17 protein-coding genes and 4 pseudogenes are annotated in these 17921 nt (G+C 69.9%); 7 read left to right on the top strand and 14 right to left on the bottom strand.

Features of this window, described 5'->3' with window-relative positions; genetic code table 11:
- Positions 1-4: 4 nt before the first annotated feature.
- A pseudogene (locus tag ACZ518_RS08775) lies at positions 5-271 on the top strand (DUF5655 domain-containing protein); the annotation flags it as partial.
- A gap of 115 nt (positions 272-386) precedes the next feature.
- On the opposite strand, the gene ACZ518_RS08770 reads toward ACZ518_RS08775, so the two are convergent.
- From ACZ518_RS08770 to ACZ518_RS08760, 3 genes and pseudogenes are all read right to left on the bottom strand, one after another.
- Positions 387-683, bottom strand: a complete 297-nt coding sequence (locus tag ACZ518_RS08770) for a carboxypeptidase-like regulatory domain-containing protein (protein WP_469112285.1) — start codon at positions 681-683, stop codon at positions 387-389.
- Positions 684-691: 8 nt separating this feature from the next.
- Entirely contained in the window at positions 692-1624 is a 933-nt protein-coding gene (locus ACZ518_RS08765; protein WP_469112284.1) for a trypsin-like serine peptidase, read from the bottom strand.
- 184 nt (positions 1625-1808) lie between these two features.
- Positions 1809-1983: pseudogene (locus tag ACZ518_RS08760) on the bottom strand (ABC transporter ATP-binding protein); the annotation flags it as partial.
- 542 nt (positions 1984-2525) lie between these two features.
- Here ACZ518_RS08760 and ACZ518_RS08755 point away from each other — a divergent pair.
- Complete coding sequence (locus ACZ518_RS08755) at positions 2526-3608, top strand: IS630 family transposase (RefSeq protein WP_469112283.1); 1083 nt, start codon at positions 2526-2528, stop codon at positions 3606-3608.
- Positions 3596-4243 carry a DUF5655 domain-containing protein gene (locus tag ACZ518_RS08750; RefSeq protein ID WP_469112282.1) on the top strand — a complete coding sequence of 216 codons (648 nt, stop codon included), beginning with the start codon at positions 3596-3598 and terminating at the stop codon, positions 4241-4243. Before ACZ518_RS08755 ends, ACZ518_RS08750 begins: the two co-directional genes overlap by 13 nt.
- 46 nt (positions 4244-4289) lie before the next feature.
- On the opposite strand, the pseudogene ACZ518_RS08745 reads toward ACZ518_RS08750, so the two are convergent.
- Together ACZ518_RS08745 and ACZ518_RS08740 are read right to left on the bottom strand one after the other, a co-directional pair.
- A pseudogene (locus ACZ518_RS08745) lies at positions 4290-4508 on the bottom strand (hypothetical protein); the annotation flags it as partial.
- A pseudogene (locus tag ACZ518_RS08740) lies at positions 4457-4585 on the bottom strand (RCC1 domain-containing protein); the annotation flags it as partial. The pseudogenes ACZ518_RS08740 and ACZ518_RS08745, both read right to left, overlap by 52 nt.
- Before the next feature lie 393 nt (positions 4586-4978).
- On the opposite strand from ACZ518_RS08740, the gene ACZ518_RS08735 reads away from it, so the two are divergent.
- The 3 genes from ACZ518_RS08735 to ACZ518_RS08725 all read left to right on the top strand — a co-directional run bounded on the left by ACZ518_RS08735 (position 4979) and on the right by ACZ518_RS08725 (position 6907).
- The gene (locus ACZ518_RS08735; protein WP_469112281.1) at positions 4979-5314 is read left to right on the top strand and encodes an ArsR/SmtB family transcription factor; all 336 of its coding nucleotides are present in this window, start codon (positions 4979-4981) and stop codon (positions 5312-5314) included.
- A 2-nt stretch (positions 5315-5316) separates the two neighbouring features.
- Complete coding sequence (locus ACZ518_RS08730) at positions 5317-6045, top strand: cation diffusion facilitator family transporter (RefSeq protein ID WP_469112352.1); 729 nt, start codon at positions 5317-5319, stop codon at positions 6043-6045.
- Positions 6046-6124: 79 nt separating this feature from the next.
- Positions 6125-6907, top strand: a complete 783-nt coding sequence (locus tag ACZ518_RS08725) for a sulfite exporter TauE/SafE family protein (RefSeq protein WP_469112280.1) — start codon at positions 6125-6127, stop codon at positions 6905-6907.
- Between the two features lie 161 nt (positions 6908-7068).
- Here ACZ518_RS08725 and ACZ518_RS08720 read toward each other — a convergent pair whose 3' ends face one another.
- The 5 genes from ACZ518_RS08720 to ACZ518_RS08700 form a co-directional block, all read right to left on the bottom strand.
- Positions 7069-7356, bottom strand: a complete 288-nt coding sequence (locus ACZ518_RS08720) for a hypothetical protein (protein ID WP_469112279.1) — start codon at positions 7354-7356, stop codon at positions 7069-7071.
- 305 nt (positions 7357-7661) lie between these two features.
- Positions 7662-7928, bottom strand: a complete 267-nt coding sequence (locus tag ACZ518_RS08715; RefSeq protein WP_469112278.1) for a hypothetical protein — start codon at positions 7926-7928, stop codon at positions 7662-7664.
- Positions 7929-8457: 529 nt separating this feature from the next.
- Positions 8458-8760, bottom strand: a complete 303-nt coding sequence (locus ACZ518_RS08710; RefSeq protein ID WP_469112277.1) for a cupin domain-containing protein — start codon at positions 8758-8760, stop codon at positions 8458-8460.
- Between the two features lie 422 nt (positions 8761-9182).
- Entirely contained in the window at positions 9183-9392 is a 210-nt protein-coding gene (locus ACZ518_RS08705) for a hypothetical protein (RefSeq protein ID WP_469112276.1), read from the bottom strand.
- A 144-nt stretch (positions 9393-9536) separates the two neighbouring features.
- Complete coding sequence (locus ACZ518_RS08700; protein WP_469112275.1) at positions 9537-9707, bottom strand: DUF3052 family protein; 171 nt, start codon at positions 9705-9707, stop codon at positions 9537-9539.
- A gap of 392 nt (positions 9708-10099) precedes the next feature.
- Between ACZ518_RS08700 and ACZ518_RS08695 the strand changes: the two genes are divergently transcribed.
- Entirely contained in the window at positions 10100-11197 is a 1098-nt protein-coding gene (locus ACZ518_RS08695; RefSeq protein ID WP_469112274.1) for a phage tail sheath family protein, read from the top strand.
- 257 nt (positions 11198-11454) lie between these two features.
- Here ACZ518_RS08695 and ACZ518_RS08690 read toward each other — a convergent pair whose 3' ends face one another.
- The 4 genes from ACZ518_RS08690 to chvE form a co-directional block, all read right to left on the bottom strand.
- Positions 11455-12711 (bottom strand): esterase/lipase family protein, encoded by a 1257-nt coding sequence (locus tag ACZ518_RS08690; RefSeq protein WP_469112273.1) that lies wholly within the window; start codon positions 12709-12711, stop codon positions 11455-11457.
- 299 nt (positions 12712-13010) lie between these two features.
- Positions 13011-14246: a multiple monosaccharide ABC transporter permease gene (gene mmsB / locus ACZ518_RS08685; RefSeq protein ID WP_469112272.1), complete on the bottom strand. Its 1236-nt coding sequence runs from the start codon at positions 14244-14246 to the stop codon at positions 13011-13013.
- 3 nt (positions 14247-14249) lie between these two features.
- On the bottom strand, positions 14250-15797 hold the full coding sequence (gene mmsA / locus ACZ518_RS08680) for a multiple monosaccharide ABC transporter ATP-binding protein (RefSeq protein ID WP_469112271.1): 1548 nt from the start codon (positions 15795-15797) through the stop codon (positions 14250-14252).
- A 102-nt stretch (positions 15798-15899) separates the two neighbouring features.
- Positions 15900-16994 carry a multiple monosaccharide ABC transporter substrate-binding protein gene (gene chvE, locus ACZ518_RS08675; RefSeq protein WP_469112270.1) on the bottom strand — a complete coding sequence of 365 codons (1095 nt, stop codon included), beginning with the start codon at positions 16992-16994 and terminating at the stop codon, positions 15900-15902.
- Between the last annotated feature and the right edge of the window lie 927 nt (positions 16995-17921).

Here is a 17921-nt window from a genome sequence, read left to right as displayed (position 1 = left end):
GGGGGTGTCGGGTCTGAAGCTGTTCAACGCGGCAAACGGCGTGACCGAAGTTAGGCCACGGATGGCTGACACGGAGGCCGAGGTGCAGGCTCTCGTCGAGGGGGCGATGGAGACCATGCTCGGTGTCCGGTTCCTGGCCACTGAGTACAGTACCGGCCCCGTGCACGGCGGGCGCATCGACTCGCTCGGCTTGGATGAGAACGGCGCACCAGTCGTTGTCGAGTACAAGCGGGCAACCGACCCGGGCATTATCAACCAAGGCCTCTTCTATTGATCAGAAACGGTTTGGGTTCTGGGATCCACCCCGAAGCGCCTCCCGGGCGCCTTCCCCGCATGTGGTGACGGCACCCTGCCGCGGAGCGGGGCAAGGAGGAGGTCGCCAAGGCTCAACCAAGCCGAAGCTCTACTGAGGCCGAGGCCGAGGCCGGGGTCGTTCCCCTGGCGCCGACCTCGACCGAGGCCTGGGCACTCTTTCCGTCCGCCGCGGTGCCCTGCACCGTGTAGACGCCCTCGGTGGACACGGAGAACGAGAACCGACCGTCGGCGCCGGTCAGGGCGGCGATGTCGGGGAAGGGCCCGGGCCCCTCGGCGATGGCGACGGCGACGCCCGGCACCGGATCACCGTGCGCGTCGAGCACCGCTCCGCTGATCGGGTACGTACGGCCGCCGCCGTCTGCGCTCATAGGCCGGGTCACGCCTTCCAGAGCAGCAGGTTGTCGTAGACGGCCTTGGTGATGCGGGTCCCGGAGTTGACCGTCGCGCCGCCGTAGGCGTGGACCGCGATGCCGTAGCGGCCGCCATTGTGGATGCGGTAGACGGCGCTGCCGCTCTGTCCGCCGAACGTGTCGATGTCGTAGAAGACCTTCAGGGGGTTCACCGAGCTGATGCCTCGGCCGTCGTACCACTGGGTCCCCGGGGGCTTGTCGCCCGGGTATCCGGAGATGTTGGCGGAGATCTTGAGCAGATCGGCATCCGGCCAGGCGCCGAAGCCGAACCAGCCGGTGGTGGCGCCGAGTTCGGTGGGGATGATGATGGCGCCGTAGTCGAAGTTCTCGTCGCCGCTGTTGGTCCAGCCGGTGACAGAGCGGAAGTTCGTGCTGGTGACAGAGCCGAAGGGCAGCGAGGTGCCGTTGCGGCCCGGCATGACCTGGATGCTCTTGACCCAGCCGTCGCGTCCGGGCACGCCGCTGTTCTTGATGTGCACGACGTGTCCTGCGGTGGCCAGCGTGTGTGGCCCGATGAACCAACCGGTGCCGATCCACTGAGAGTTGTCGGCTGCGGTGATGAGCAGCGAGGCGTGGGCCCGCCACGGATAGCTCGTGGTGTCCGTGATCTGGACCCGGTCGTCCGGACCGTGCACCGTCTCCAGCATGTCCAGGGGCCCGAAGGATGCCTCCCCGATGTCGGACAGCGGTGTCGTGGGCGCCACCCACGTCTCGGCCGGCACCTCTTCGAACAGGCTGCGGGTGTGGCCGACCTGTTCCAGGCCGTCGGAGGTGAAGGGTGTGGGGCTGCCCTGCACACCCTCGGAGGGCCCTTCGAAGATCGGCTGGTCCGCAACGACGGTGGTCAGCTCCTCGGGCTGGTTGGATACAGCCGTGTGCGGACCGTTCGCGTTCGGCATGAAGACTCCTTGGGTGAGTCGCCTGAAGGCACGTAAGGGCATTCGAGAAGGGGCCGCACCCACGACGGATCCACCTCAACGACACACCAGGTCTGAGCGCGTACCGTCCGGAGGGCGCCCCCACAACCATGTAAAGCCGATCCGTCGTTGATCGCCACGCGACAACCCCCGGCCGAGCTCCGGTTCAGGGCAGGTCGGCACCCGCGGGGGTTTCGTCGAGGGAACCGCCCGACTGGTGCTGCCACAGCTTTGCGTAGGCGCCGTCCGTGGTCGAGGACGACGAGCCGGTCCATGGTGGCGACCGTACTCAGCCGGCGCGCCGCCACCAGCGTCGTCCGCCCGTCCATGAGCCGCCACAGCCACCGCCAGGAACATCCAGACGGGTGGTGTCGATGTGGATCTGCTCCCCGGGCGGCAGCGCCACGGTCGGGGTGAACCCGCGACCGTCGCTGGTGATGGGCGAGGTGCGCACGGGGGCGGCCGTGGAGCTCAGCGGGCCGGGCGAGCTGGCGAACGAGCCGGTAGAGCGTGGCGTGCGACGGCGCGGGCACGGCGCCTGGTCTGTGCCGGTCTTCAAGGATCTGCAGGACGAGGTGTCGGTGTACCGGTGTACCCGTGCGCCGCTGGCATTCGCTGCGCATCCCGGCCTGCGAGACCCCGCGCGGCGGGCGGCCGGAGAAGTTTGCCGGTGTCCCGGCAGGCTCCGATGTGGAGCCGTGTGGGGAGCCGGCCAGCGCCGATCCCGCGTTGGACCAGCCACGTGGGCCGCTCCTGCACCGCCGCCGGTTTCCGGGCGGTGGCGGCCTCGCGCTCGGCTGCGGCGAGGGCTTGTTCCGCGCGGCCGAGTTCGCCGCGCAGGTATTGATCCGCAACGGTTGGGGTTCTGGGTCGTCGTATGGGTGTGAGCGATCTGGTGGGGGACGCGCGGCATCTGTCGCCGTCGGCGCAGGAAGCGTTGCGGCTGCGGGCGGTGGCCGCGTTGGTGGAGGGCCGGGACCGTGAGGAGGTCGCGGCGGTGTTCAGGGTCTCGCTGAAGGCGGTGGATGGCTGGTGGGTGAAGTGGCGGGCCGGTGGCCGTGAGGCTCTGACCGCTCGCCCGCGGGGCAAGCGTGTGGGTGAGCATCAGGTGCTGTCCGAGGCCGAGCAGGCGGCCCTTCGGCAGGCGGTACTCGATCACCGCCCTTGTGACCTGGGGCTTTCGGGGCAGTTGTGGACTCGTGGCCAGGTCGGTGTGCTGATCTCGAAGCTGTACCGGGTGAGGCTCACCGAGCCGGGAGTGGGCAAGTACCTCAAGCGATGGGGACGGTCGTTCCAGCGACCCGACAAGCGGGCGATCGAGCAGGATCCGCAGGCGGTGCGGGCCTGGCTGGAGGAGACCTGGCCGGCGATCCGCGCGAAGGCGAAGGCCGAGGGCGGCGAGATCCTCTTCGCGGATCAGGTCGGCATCCGCTCCGACCAGGTCAGCGGCCGCACTTGGGGCGAACGGGGCCGCACCCCGATCGTGCGGCGGACCGGGAACCGGATCTCGGTGAATGCGATGTCAGCGATCAGCACGAAGGGCCGCATGCACTTCATGGTGTTCACCGAGAGCTTCGACGCGAAAGTGATGTGCCGTTTCCTCGACCGTCTGGCCGGCCACTTCGACCGCAAGGTTCCACCTCGTGGTGGACCGGCACTCCGCCCACCGCTCCCGCACGGTCCGCGACGGGCTGGCCGATCACTCCGACCGAGTCGAGCTGCACTTCCTGCCGTCGTACTCACCCGAGCTGAACCCCGACGAACTCGTCAACGCCGACCTCAAGCGCAGCCTGCCCGCGAGCAGCAAGGCACGCAGCCAGGCCCAACTCGCCAGCGAGACCAGACGGTTCTTCCACCGCCGTCAGCATCAGCCGCACGTCGTCCGCAGCTACTTCCACGGCCCCCACGTCCGATACACCCTCGACGAGAACCCTTTGAGTTTCTGATCAATACATGGCGTGGCTGATGGACCACCGCTCCGAGTTCCAGACGCTGGTTCGCGACCGCCTCGGGGCGACGGCAGCTTCGCAGGTGCTTTGGAGTGCGCCGCGTCTGATCTGCATCGCTGGCGACTTCAGTAGGTACGACCTGCACGCGGTGCACGAGCACCGCCACTCGATCGACCTGGTGAGGTACCGCCTCTACAGCGATCACCACATCGCGCTGGACACGCTCGCTTCGGTCGGCGCCCGGGTCAGGTCGGCTTCACACGGGCGCCGGAGTCGTGGCGCGGAGGCGGTGCCTGCCCGACGCGAGACCGGGGCTGTGGCGGAGCTGGCGGCGGTGGATGAGGTGTTGCTCAGCTTGGGGGAGGACGTGTCGAAGGTCCGGCGCAAGCAGTACGACGCGTACCAGCGGCTCCGGAATTTCGCCTGCCTCACGACGCGCCAGGACAAGATCCTCGTTTACCTCAAGTGCGCGCTAGGAGCCGTCGACCTGGAGACGGGCTTCACCAGGGACGTGACGGGGCTGGGGCATCACGGCACGGGGAATCTGGAGGCCGATCCGCCCTCGCGGAGGCCGAGGGCGTCAAGCGCGGCGAGCCCGATCGCGCCCGGCGTGCGCCATCGCCGACGCCGTCCTCCAGCAGGGCGAGGCTGAAGTCACTGCCGGCGGCGATCTCCTTGACCTTGCCCAGGCCCCCGACCCGGCCCGGAGCGGTCCGGTCGTCGCCGGTGGTGGCGCTGCCGAGCTGTCCGTAGGTGTTGTCACCCCAGGCGTACACCTTGCCGACGGCGTCGAGCGCCAGGGCGTGCCGCCCCCGGCAGCGACGTCCTTGATACCCGCGAGCTGGGAGACGGACACCGGCTCCGAGTGCTGCGTGGTGCTGCCGTCGCCGAGCTGACCCGCGTGGTTGGCGCCCCATGACTTGACCGTGCCGCCGGTGCCCAGGGCGAGCGTGAGGGTGTCGGGGGAGTTCGTTCCCCCGCTGGCGATCTTCACCACATCGGCCGGCACCAGCCCCGTCACCGCCCGGGGCTCAACCGGTCCGCGGTCGTCCCGTCACCCATCTGCCCGACCCTCCCCGCTCCCCAGGCCAGAACCGTTGCGGCAGTGCTGCGCGGCGAAGGCGCCATGGCTGTCCTCCAAGTCAAAGATCGTCATGCGTCCGCACCAGCCTCTTGTTCCCGATCCCCAAGATCGACCAGCCCCGCCGTGGGTCTTTCGAAAGGGGGAGCGGCGCAAGAGCTGACCGAAAGCCGTCGGGCTTTGACCAGGCAGGGGTGGCCGGATCGGCGTCGGGGGCTTGCTGCTCGGGGCAGTGATGCGGCGGGTGCGGAACACTACTAAGGATCCATGGTTTCCTGAATTCAGGATTCTGTGTACTGTCGTGGTGTGCTGACTGTTGCCCCCGACATCGAGGTGCTGGCCCGGTTCGGCCGCGCTCTCGCCGACCCGATCCGCTGCCGCATCCTGCTTGCCCTGCGTGATGCCCCCGCCTATCCGGCCGATCTCGCCGACGCGCTCGGGATCTCCCGTACGCGGCTGTCCAACCACCTGGCGTGCCTGCGGGACTGCGGCCTCGTCGTCACCGTGCCCGACGGCCGCCGCACCCGCTACGAGCTGGCCGACGAACGCCTCGGCCACGCCCTGGACGATCTGCGCACGGCCGTGGTGGCCGTGGAGAGCGACCGTTCGTGCGTGGATACCGAGACGAAGGGCTGCTGCTGACCATGGCCGCCGAGACATCCCTGTCCCTCGGACCGTCCTCGGCCCGCCGCGAAGCGCTCGCCAGGCGCATACGCCTGCTGGTCGCCGCGACCATCACCTACAACGTGATCGAGGCGGTCGTCGCCCTCACCGCCGGCACGATCGCCTCCTCCACGGCCCTGATCGGCTTCGGCCTCGACTCGATCATCGAGGTGTCCTCCGCCGCCGCGGTCGCCTGGCAGTTCTCCGCCCGCGACCACGCCGTCCGCGAAGCGCGCGAGCAGCGCACCCTGCGGATCATCGCGGTGTCGTTCTTCGCCCTCGCCGCGTACGTCACCTTCGACGCCGTCCGCGCGCTCACCGGCACCGGCGAGGCCGAAGGGTCCGTCCCCGGCATCGTCATCGCCGCCCTGTCCCTGGCGGTCATGCCGTTCCTCTCCTTCGCCCAGCGCAAGGCCGGCCGCGAACTCGGCTCCGCCTCCACGGTCGCGGACTCCAAGCAGACCCTGCTGTGCACCTACCTGTCCGCCGTGCTGTTGGTCGGCCTGGTCCTCAACGCCACGCTCGGCTGGTCCTGGGCCGACCCGATCGCCGCCCTCGTGATCGCCGTCATCGCGGTGAAGGAGGGGCGCGACGCCTGGCAGGGCAAGGGCTGCTGCGCCCCCACCGCCCGCACGCCGGCCCCCGTCGGAGCGGCCGAGGCCGAGGCGGACGCGTGCGGCTGCAAGCCGGGCTGCACCTGCTGCTCGTGAACATCTCATTGCCGCCCCGCCCTCCCTCCGGGTGCTCCGTCGATACTGACCGGGCAATTACGGAGCGGCGGGGGCAGCGGTGGAGTGGACGATCTGGGCCGGGTTCGCGGCCGGCCTGCTGATCTCGGCGGTGACCGCGCCGGTCGGCGTGTCCGGGGCGGTCTTCCTCCTGCCGGTCCAGCTCAGCATCCTCGGCGTGCCGAGTCCCGCCGTCACGCCGACGAACCTGCTGTTCAACGTGGTCGCCGGGCCAGGCGCACTGTGGCGCTACCGCCGCGACGGCGCCCTGCGCGGCCCACTGGCCCGGCGCCTCGTCGCCTGGACACTGCCCGGCGTCATCGCCGGCGCCGCCCTCCGCGTCTTCGCCCTCCCCGGCCCCGACGTCTTCCGCATCCTGGTCGCCGCGCTCCTGCTGCCGCTCGGCGCGTGGCTGTGCCTGCGCACCCTGCGCCCCGCCCGGCGGCGGCCGGACACGGCCGAACCGTCGGCGCGCGTACTCGCCGCTCTCGCCCTGACGGTCGGGGTGGTCGGCGGGATCTACGGGATCGGCGGCGGTTCCCTGCTCGGGCCCGTCCTCGCCGCGCGCGGCATGCCCATGGCCCGCATCGCACCGGCCACCCTCGCCGCCACCTTCACGACCTCCCTCGCCGGGGCCGCCGCGTACGCCGTGCTGAGCCTGGCGAGTCAAGGGGCCGTCGCGCCCGACTGGTGGCTGGGCCTGGCCTGCGGCGCCGGAGGGCTGATCGGCGGCTACCTCGGCGCACGGCTCCAGCCCCGCGTTCCCGAAACCGCGCTCCGGCTCCTGCTCGGCGCCCTCGCGGCGGCCCTCGGCGCGGTGTACGCCACCCAGGCCCTGGCCTGACCCCGAGGCGGCCGGCTCAGGCAACGAAGGCCCCGCACCCCCTGCCCGACGAACGCTCGCGGCCGGCCCTCAGGCCACGCGGCGCTGCCGAGCCCAATCCGGCCAGGGTCCGGCGGCCCCGCCGCCAGCGGGGCCGCCCTGTCAAACGAGGCCGGTGGCTGCTACAGGAGGCCGCCGGCAAGGGGGAGCGGTGCCACGGCGGAGTGGCCGGCGGGGAGGAAGTGGCCCCTGGCGTGGCTTTCGCCCCTGGCGTTGCCGAGGAGCTGGCCGCCGACGCCGAGGCCCAGGCCGTGCAGGATGTGGTTGAGATCGATCCCGAGGATCCCGTCAGCCGGAACGGCCCTGCTGGGGCCGTTCGCCGTCGCGGCCTCGGCGTGGGCAGCTCCCGACACGGTCAGGACGGTTCCGGAAAGGATGAGGGCGACAAGTACGCGCTTGGTGTTGTTCATACAGGAGTGAACGATCTTGGACAGCACTGGTCACCATCCCTTCCGAGTCGTGGGCGTGCCTGGTCAGGGAGCGGGGTCCGGACCGCCGTGCGTGAAGCCTTCTACTTCTCCGTGTCATGTTTCCCGAGCCAGGAGGGAACGCCGCCCCAGGCGGGGTGCCAGCGCCGCGGCCCGACTCGTGGGCGGGCGGGGCGATACGGCGCCTCTCCCACCGGGACTCGGAACGCGCGGCCGGGTCGGGCCTGGGGTCCTGGCGTCCCCGAGTACAGCGTCTGCCGCAGCGGGCACGACAGTTGAATCCCTGCTCACCCCAGAGCGATCGGCCCTTGCAACTTGTAGAGCTGGCCGCTGGTGGAGGAGCCGTCAGTCGACTTTTGGGGCGGCGGCGGGAACCCGGCTCCCACCACGGGGGCCGAGCCGGTCATCAGGGCACGCGGAGCGATGACCTCCTCCCCGTCGACCACGACCTCGTCCACGAGGCCCTGCTCGGCTGCCACCTGAGACAGGACCTCAGCGACTTCCTCCGCGCTCTGATCCTCACAGGGGACGATACGGACCACGTCGTCGTTCACGATGCCCTCCGGCTCTCAGGGGCCCGGGACGATACCCCAGCCCAACTCCGTCAGCGCATCATGCCCGGCCGCACCCCGCAGCGCGGCAAGCCCCGGCTTCACCTATACGAGCGTCGGCATGACGGGCGGTCGGCGGCACGCTCACCGCTCGTTCGTCGACCGTAGTCACTGAACAGGTGATCACGCCCTCCGCTGCACACTCAAATGAGGACGGGGAGGGCCTGTATCTGCTCTGCCACGCCGTGCTGGCGGGCTGGATGCCCGTGGAGATCGTCGTACGCCCGCGCCAGCGGCCCGCACCCGATGGGCGAGGCCGGTACGGTGCTGGCCGGGCCGCACCACGCCACCGGACCCGCTCTGCGGGGAAGAGCCACGGTGACGGCCGGGTCGAGCGCGAGGTCCGCGTGCACGGTGAAGCCGTGTCGGCGGAGATCGTGGACGGTCTGCCGGGCCCGGCGCCGCAGATCCTGGTCGGGCTCGTACACCCTGTACCCGAAATCTCTCCCTGGTGGTCGGGTGCAGGGCTTGCTCAGCCGGCTCCGACGGACAGCAGACCAAGCTGGTTCTCGAGCCGGGCCGGCAGGGGCAGCAGGCGGACGCCCTCTTGTTCGTTCGGGTCGGTCCGCGCGACCAGGCACACCATGTCCTGGTCGCCGCTGTTCACCGGCATGTGCGGGGTGTCTGGGGGGATGTAGATGTAGTCACCCGCGCGCAGCACCGTGTGCTCGGCCAGGTCCTCCCCGTGCCACACCTCGACCTGCCCGGACTGGATGAAGATGGCCGACTCGTGTCCCTCGTGCAGGTGAGGGCGGCCCCGGGTGCCCGCGGGCATCACCAGCCGATGGAGACACAACCGCTCTGACCCGGCCGATTGCGCGCTGACACCCGTGCCGAAGGTGCCGCCCTGGACTCCCTCGTACTCTCCGGTTCGGACCACCGTGCACTGCTTCTGATCTGTCACGTGCGCAGTACATCAGTCCGGTGACGACAGCCGATCGGTTCACGCCATGCCTCTCATTGAGGGCTGTCCTCCCGGCACACGGCGTCCAGCACTTCATTCCGGCAGACGCCACGCCCCTCCGTACTCAAGACGCCCGGTCCATCCCTCAGCCTGCCGGCGTCGGATCCCGCCAGGGACGTGCTCGCCGCGCTGCACACCTTCTTCACCTCCCCGAAACCGGTACGGGCAGCGGCTGACGGCTGCTCCCGTACCGGCCCCCGGCGTCGTTGACCCCGTGGGCCCGGCGGGGCGGGTCAGTGCCGTGAGTCGGTGCGCTCGTTGCCGTTGGCCTGCTCGGAGAAGCTGCTCAGGTCGCTGTTGAGGCTGGCGCCGGGGGCGTTGAGGCTGTTCGCCGCGCCGGCGTTGTCGCCGAGGCCGTCGAGGATCGAGGCGTGGTCGGGAGCGGCCGCCGGCAGGGGCGGGCCGGCCGCGAGCGTGGCCGCCGCGGCGAGGGGCCGGTTCATCCTCATACGGTGATCCACGCGGCGAAGGAGCGCAGGACACGCGCCGCGGCGGCCCCCCTGCCCCGCCCGTGCGGGGGTGCGGACCGCACGGGCCCGTTCCGTTCACGGCCGGGGCAGCGGCTGCCCCGGCCGTGAACGGGGTGGCTACTTCGCGCCGGCCACGAGGTAGGTGCCGGTCCAGTCCTGGCTCGCGCCGGCGGTCCGGGCCTGGGAGAGGCCCGCGGACCTGGCGGCGGTGGTGATGTCTCCGCTTCCGAGGTAGCCGGGCAGGCCGCTCTTGGGCGTCAGGAGCCAGATGCCGCCGTCGGCGCTCACCGCCGCCGTCCTCCTCGCGGCACCAGAGCAGCACCGGGTTGGCGATCTCGTCGGACTCGCTGTCCACGAGTCCGCAGGCGCGTTCAGTTCGTCAGCCATGGCAGTCCCCTCTCGCGGCCCGGCCCCTGCCGGGCCACCGCGATCACGGCATGACCAAGAGCCGGCGAGTCGGTGCCTCTTGACAGATCCAAGGTCCGGCAGCCCCACGAATCCCGGAGCCACCCCACCGTGCCGAGCCTCGACAGGTGTCCCCAGACCGTGCGGGCTGTCGGTTCGGGGGCCACTACCTGAAGTGCGGTGTCGTGTTGGTCAAAACACGCGAACAGCCGCCGATGCTGCGGTCCCCGTGAATGACCACTCGCGTTGGGCACACCACCGCGAAGGAGAGTCCCATGGCAGATTCCGTGTCGTCCCCGGGCGTCTACGTCGAGGAGTTGTTCGCCCTCAGCCTGTCCGTCCATGGCGGGCCGACCGCGGTGACGGCGTTCGTCGGTGACTTCCCCGGCGTGCCGGCGTCCGGGACCCGGCTGAGCAGCTGGCTGGACTTCACCAAGCTGGCCGACGAGGACGGCAACGCGGACCTGCGCAAGGCGCTGGGTGCGGTCCTCAAGAGCTACTTCCAGAACGGCGGCGGGCACTGCTACCTGGTCAGCACCGCCGGCTCCTCCCTCACGGAGGCGCTGAAGGCGGTCACGACGGACGTGACGATCCTGGTCGCCCCCGGCCTGTGGGACCAGGGCGCCGAGGCCGCCGGGGAGTGGGCCCGCGCCCTGACCGGCTGGGCCGCGCGCAACCAGGCGGTGGCGATCCTGCACACCGACCGCGACCACACCCCCGAACAGGCCGGCACGGCGATCGACGCCTGGAACCTGGACGCGGACACGCGCGGCTACGCGGCGGTGTACTTCCCCTGGCTGCGGCAGAGCGGCGACGACGAGCCGGTCGTGCCCAGCGGCGCGGTCGCGGGCGCCTGGACCGCGGTCGACCGCGAACGCGGCGTGTGGAAGGCCCCCGCCAACATCGCCCTGCGGGGCGTCGACGCCCCGCTCCACCCGAGCACCGACGCCGACCAGGCCGCCCACCTCAACCTCAACTTCATCCGCGCCTTCGAAGGGCGGGGCACGCTGATCTGGGGTGCGCGTACCCTCTCCGCCGCCGACCAGTGGCGCTATGTACCCGTCCGCCGGATCGCCAACGCGGTCGAGCGCGACATCCAGCGTGCGCTGCACTCCACGGTGTTCGAGCCCAACACCCCGGCCACCTGGGAGCGGGTGCGCTCCGCCGTCGACACCTACCTGAACGACCTGTGGCGGCAGGGCGCCTTCATGGGCAGCACCCCGCAGGAGGCGTACTTCGTCCAGATCGGCAAGGGCCTCACCATGGACGACGACCTCACGGCAGGCCGCCTCATCATCAAGGTCGGCCTCGCCACCATGCGACCCGCCGAATTCATCGTCCTGCAGCTCACTCAGGAGATGTACCAGGCATGACCCGCCACCGGGGGCCCCGGCATCCCTGCTCCCAGAGCCACCCGAACACCATCACAACCGCGATCACAACCAGCGCCGGCGCCGCGCTGGACACGCCGCTCGCCGTCGCCGTCCTTTGACTGGCCCACGCATGTGTGAGCTGCAACGGGCCCCAGTGCCGAGATCGCCCGGGGGTGGATTCGTGGGGGTTCTCCGGCACCGGGGTGGGGCCGGGGTGGGCGGGGACGGTTGTCGGGCCGGCCCGCCCACCCCGGTGGTCACTCGGCCGCGATCTCGTTCACGAGCCACGCCCCGAGTTCTTCGGTGATCGTGGTGTGGCCCTCGTTGCGCCCTGCGCAGTGGAAGGCGTCGAGCGCGCTGTCACCCGCCGCGATCGGGTTGTGCAGCGCCTGCGCGTCGGTGATGTCGCCCGACGCGACGGCGCTGATGCTGGGGATGAAGCAGGACGTGGTGATGACGTCAGGGTCGACCACGTTGCCGAGAAGGCTCATGAGGAGGGCGGCGAGGCCGAAGCTGCCGGTATCGCCGACCGGGGACTGCATGGTGAACAGACCGCCGGGAGCGCCGTCGATGTCGGGCAGCCCGCTGGTGCGGACCATGGTCGCCTCGTCGCCCGCCGCCTGCAGCCGGGCGACGATCTGCTCACCCTGGGCCTGGATCTTCAGCCAGGTGTCCTGCAGCGTCTCTCCGTCGCCCCTCACCGCGGTCGCACCGGCCTCGGCGCCGTTTCCGACGCCGGTCTTCACGCCGTTGGCGACACCGATCTTGCGGACGTTGCGCGGCCATCCGCCGAGTTCGGCGAGCTTGTTGAGGAACGCCAGCCGCTCCGGTGCCTGCGCCGGCTCGGCGTCGACCTTGCCGATGTGCCAGGCGGCCATCTCCTTGGCTGCCGGGCTGTTGAGCAGCCCGGAAAGCTGTCGCAGCACAGGGCCCAGGGTGGGGGTGTCTCCCCACTTGTCCGTCGCGTAGTGGGTGAAGGCTTGGAGGGAGACGGGGAACCACGCCCCCTGGTGCGGGGTGTCGTAGGAGAGGTAGGTGGCGGTCTCGTGGTCCGGAAGGCTGGGATCGTTCTCCATCCTGGCCAGCGCGTAACGGGTGATGAGCCCGCCCATGCTGAAGCCGCCCACGGCCAGCTTCGCGGTACCCACCCGCTCGTGGATGGCCCGGCGGATGCACTCGATCGCGGTCTCGGCGTTGGTCGTGATCGGGGCCGTACGGTCGTGGTAGCCGAGGATGATCACATCGCGGCCGGCGGCGTGGAGTTCGCTGACGAAACGGTAGTTTCCGTTCTCTTCCAGCCCTTGCCAGATCTGGTCCAGGTCGGTGGATCCGCCCGAGAAGCCGTCGGAGAGGATCACGGGCCGGATGAGCTGCCGGCGGTTCAGCGGGCTGTAGTACACCCAGGCCGTTCCGCCCTCCAGGGGCCACTCGTCGTGCGCTGCCGGCGCGGGGGGAAAGGAGGAACGGGCCTGCGGGGAGGCGGGCCCCCAGATGTCAACGACAGGGGTGGACATGCTTGGTCGGCTCCTTGCGTAGTCATGGAATCACCGCACGGCACGCGCGGTGACCCGGGGCGGACGGGGAGCTCCTGAGAGTCGGCAGCTCCCTGCCGCACGGCATCCTCACACTGCCGTCTCGGTCGCTCCCCGTGCCTCTGATCAGCGAAACCATCCCTCCGAGTGATCATTTGGAGCAGTCGGGTCGTTTACGGCACACCAAAATCGTTTCACCGTCGGGAGGATGCTGAGCGCGGACCTGTCATCGACGCAGCGGTGGCGGCACCGAGCCGAGGAGGGAGGGCGCAGGGGCGGGGTCAGCCTCCGGCCTTGCGCTTGTTGTAGACGTCGAAGCCGACGGCCGCCAGCAGGACCAGGCCCTTGATCACCTGCTGGTAGTCGGTACCCACGCCGACCAGCGACATGCCGTTGTTCAGCACGCCCAGCACCAGACCTCCGGTGAGCGCACCGAGGACGGTACCCACACCGCCGCTCGCGGAGGCCCCGCCGATGAAGGCTGCGGCGATCGCCTCCAACTCGAAGTTGATGCCGGCCTGCGGTGTACCGGCGTTGAGCCGCGCGGCGAAGACCATCCCGGCCAGGGCCGCGAGAACGCCCATGTTCACGAAGGCCAGGAAGACGACCCGCTTGCTCTTCACCCCGGACAGCCGCGCCGCGGCCTCGTTGCCGCCGATGGCGTAGGTGTGCCGGCCGAGGATCGAGTTGCGCATCACGTATCCGAAGCCGACCAGCAGGACGCCGAGGATCAGCAGGACGATCGGCACCCCGTGGTAGCTGGCCAGCAGCAGCGTGAAGGCCACCACGGCCGCGGTGATCGCGCCGAGCTTCGCCAGGAACAGCCCGGCCGGGAGCGGCTCCAGCCCGTACGAGGCGGCTCGCCGCCGTCCGCGCACCTCCTGCAGGATCGCGACGGCCAGCACCGCGAGGCCCAGCAGGAGGGTGAGGTTGTGGTAGTCGGTGTGGGGGCCGACGGCGGGGAGGAAGCCGCTGCTGATGTTCTGGAAGCCCTTGGGGAACGGCGCCACCGACTGGCCCTGCAGGAGGATCTGGGTCCCACCGCGGAACAGCAGCATGCCGGCCAGCGTGACGATGAACGAGGGGATCCCGAGATAGGCGATCCAAAAACCCTGCCAGGCTCCGGCGAGGGCCCCGATCAGCAGCGCGGCCACCAGCGCCACGGGCCACGGCACGTGGTGCTCGACCATCATCACCGCGGCGGCGGCCCCGACGAAGGCGGCGAGCGACCCGACCGACAGGTCGATGTGCCCGGCGATGATGACGATCATCATGCCGATGGCCAGGATGAGGATGTAGCCGTTCTGCTGGATCAGATTGGTGATGTTGAGCGGCTGGAGCAGGATGCCGTCCGTCCAGAACTGGAACAGCAGCACGATCAGCGCCAGCGCGAGCAGCATCCCGTACTGGCGCAGGTCGCCGCGCAGCGCTCGGGCCAGTACGGCACCGGCCGACGTACGCCGGCCGGTCTGCGGTGTGCTGGGCGTGGTCTCTGGGGTGGTCTTGGTCTGGGCCATGCCTCATACCTGCTTGTCGGGGTATGCCGCGCTCATGGTCATGAGCCGCATGAGGGATTCCTGGGTGGCTTCCGCGCGGTCGACCTCACCGGTGATCCGGCCCTCGGCCATGGTGTAGATCCGGTCGCACAGGCCCAGGAGTTCAGGGAGTTCGGAGGAGATGACGAGTACCGTCTTGCCCTGGGCGGCGAGTTCGGCGATGACGGTGTAGATCTCCGCCTTGGCGCCGATGTCGATGCCCCGGGTGGGTTCGTCGAGGATCAGCACCTCCGGCTCGGCGAAGATCCACTTGCTGAGGACGACCTTCTGCTGGTTGCCGCCGCTGAGCTTGCCGGTCTCCGCGAACACCGAGGGGGCCTTGATGTTCATGGTCCGCCGGAACGATTCGGCGATCCGGGTCTCCTCGTGCCGGTCGACCCAGCCCCGCCGGGCGACCTTGCCGAGGGCGCTCAGCGAGATGTTCCGGCTGATGTCGTCGTTGAGGTTGAGGCCGAGCTGCTTGCGGTCCTCGGTCACGTAGGCGATGCCGTGGCCGATCGCCTCCGGCACCGTCCGGGTACGGATCTCCCGGCCGTCCAGCCGCACCCGGCCGCCGGTCCACCGACCGTACGAGCGGCCGAAGACGCTCATGGCCAGTTCGGTGCGGCCGGCGCCCATGAGGCCGGCGATGCCGACGATCTCGCCTCGACGGACGTTGAGCGAGACGCCGTCGACCACCTTGCGCCGGTGGTCGATCGGGTGCTGGACGCTCCAGTCCTCGATCTCGAAGGCGACCTCGCCGATCTCGGGGGCGCGCTCGGGGTAGCGGTGTTCCAGGTCGCGGCCGACCATGCCACGGATGATCCGCTCCTCGGAGATGCCCTCGGGACCGATCGCGAGGGTCTCGATGGTCCGCCCGTCGCGCAGGATGGTGACGGAGTCGGCGACCCGGGCGATCTCGTTCAGCTTGTGCGAGATGAGGATGCAGGAGATGCCCTGGGCCTTGAGTTCGAGGATCAGGTCGAGCAGCTTGCGGCTGTCCTCGTCGTTCAGGGCGGCCGTCGGCTCGTCCAGGATGAGCAGCTTGACCTTCTTGGCGAGCGCCTTGGCGATTTCGACCAACTGCTGTTTGCCCACGCCGAGATCGGCGATCCTGGTGTGCGGGCTCTCGTCGAGTCCGACCTGCCGGATCAGCGCGGCGGCGTGGGTCAGCGTCTTGTGCCAGCTGATGACGCCCCGGGTGGCGTGCTCGTTGCCGAGGAAGATGTTCTCGGCGATGGACAGGTAGGGCACCAGCGCGAGTTCCTGGTGGATGATCACGATGCCGCGCTGCTCGCTGGCCCGGATGTCCCGGAACCGGCAGGGCTCGCCCTCGAAGTAGATATCGCCCTCGTAGCCGCCGTGGGGGTAGACCCCGCTGAGCACCTTCATCAGCGTGGACTTGCCGGCGCCGTTCTCGCCGCAGACGGCGTGCACCTCACCTGTGGCGACGGTCAGGTTGACCTCGGAGAGGGCCTTGACACCGGGAAACGTCTTGCTGATCGACCGCATCTCGAGAACGGGTCGGGCCATGGTTGTGCATCCGTATCGTCGGGGCGGTGCGGTGCCCGGCGGTCTCCCGGGCGTCGCACCGCCGTTTCGTCGTCGCCGGACCCGCCGGTCGGGCCCCGCGGGCTACTTCAGCTGGTCCGCGGTGTACTGGCCGCTGTCCACCAGGACCTTCTGGTAGTTCTCCTTGTCGACGCTGACGGGCTGGAGCAGCTGCGCCGGCACGGTCTTGACCCCGTTGTTGTACTGGCTGGTGTCGTTGACCTCGGGCTTGCCGCCGGTCAGCAGCGCGTCGCCCATCTGGACGGCGGCCTTGGCCAGTTGGCGGGTGTCCTTGTAGACGGTCTGGGTCTGCTCGCCCGCGATGATCGACTTCACCGAGGCCAGCTCGCCGTCCTGGCCCGTGACGACGGGCAGCGGCCGGCCGGCGCCGTAGCCGACGCCCTTGAGCGAGGAGATGATGCCGATCGAGATGCCGTCGTACGGCGAGAGCACGGCGTCGACGCGGGCGGCTGTATACGACTTGCTCAGCAGGTTGTCCATCCGGGACTGGGCGAGACCGCCGTCCCAGCGCAGTGTGGCGATCTGGTTGAGGGAGGTCTGGCCGCTCTGCACGACCAGCTTCTTGTCGTCGATGTACGGCTTGAGGACGCTCATCGCGCCGTTGTAGAAGAACGCGGCGTTGTTGTCGTCCGGCGAGCCGGCGAACAGCTCGACGTTGAAGGGGCCCTTGCCTTCCTTCACGCCGAGCTTGTCGACGATGTAACTGCCCTGGAGGACGCCGACCTTGTAGTTGTCGAAGGTCGCGTAGTAGTCGACGTTCCCGGTGCCGCGGATCAACCGGTCGTAGGAGATGACGGGGACGTGGGCGTCGGCGGCCTTCTGCAGCACGTTCGTGAGCGAGGAACCGTCGATGGCGGCGATCACCAGCAGCTTGGCCCCCTTGGTGATCATGTTCTCCACCTGGGCGACCTGGTTCTCCACGACGTTGTCGCCGTACTGGAGGTCGGTCTTGTACCCCTTGGCCTGGAACTCCTTGACCATGTTGTTGCCGTCGTTGATCCAGCGCTCCGACGACTTGGTCGGCATCGCGATGCCGATGAGGCCGCCCTTGGCGTTCCCGGCGGCCCCGGCGTCGCCCGTTCCGTTGGCGCTCTGGCCGCAGGCTGCCAGCGACAGCGTCAGACCCAGGGTGACAAGTCCCGCTGAAAGCTTCCGCACAGTTCCTCCAGTGATGTTCCGCGACCGGCACAGTGCGACCCGGCTGGGAGAACCGGAAGCGGTCGAGCGGGGCCGGCCGGGAGTCGTTCCTCGCGCCGGCGCGAAGTTCAGGTCTGCAGCGGCTCCGGCCTGGCGATACCTGAGTGTTAACGCTCACAAGTGTGTCGTCAAGGGTCTGTTCGGATCACCATGGGGCAACATCGCCGCAGGCGGGCAGCCTCCTCGCCGGGGCGGCTCCCCGGCGGGACGTCCGGGCGCGCCGGCCACGGACGGCTTCCGCGGTTTCTGCGGCTTTGCCGAGCGCGGCGACGGGAGTGGGGGTGCAGGGGCCGGCTGCCGGGTGGGATCGCGGATCGCCGGTCCGGGAGGCGTCCCGCCGTCTTCCGTGCCGACGATGACATCGTCCTCGGTCTGCTGCGCGCGTGCCCCGCACGACTCCGGCCGTTCGCTTCCCGGAGGCATCGGCTCTGCGGCCTCGACGGCGTTCTGAGTCCACCTGCTGCACTCCGCCCTTGGCTGCCGTCCGGCCGGGTTTCGGCGACCCCGGCCGCCGGCCCTGCAGCCTGCGCCGTCGGACCCGGGGCCGGCCGCAGCGTCGGCCGAGGCCCTCCGCCCCGCCGGTCGCACCTTTTCGAGGCCTCGTCCAGTTCCTTGACAGGCATATTGTGAGCGCTAACAATATGCCTCATCGGGAGAGGTGACGTTTCAATCCCGAGGACTGGGCGAGGCGCGGTGAACGCGACCACCAGCTTCGTCCGTCGCCAAGTCGGCGACCTCCACCAGGAACTCGTCCGCCACGGCCTGGTGGTCCGGACGGTGGGCAATGCCTCCTTCCCGCGTTCCCGTGGACCTCGATGGGGGCGTCGCCGAAGGCGACCGTGCGCCCTCCTCTCCTCCGGCGCCACCGCACACCCCGACGTCTGGTGA

Source organism: Streptomyces sp. NPDC033966, assembly GCF_055575955.1.
This window is presented reverse-complemented; position numbering and strand designations above follow the sequence as displayed.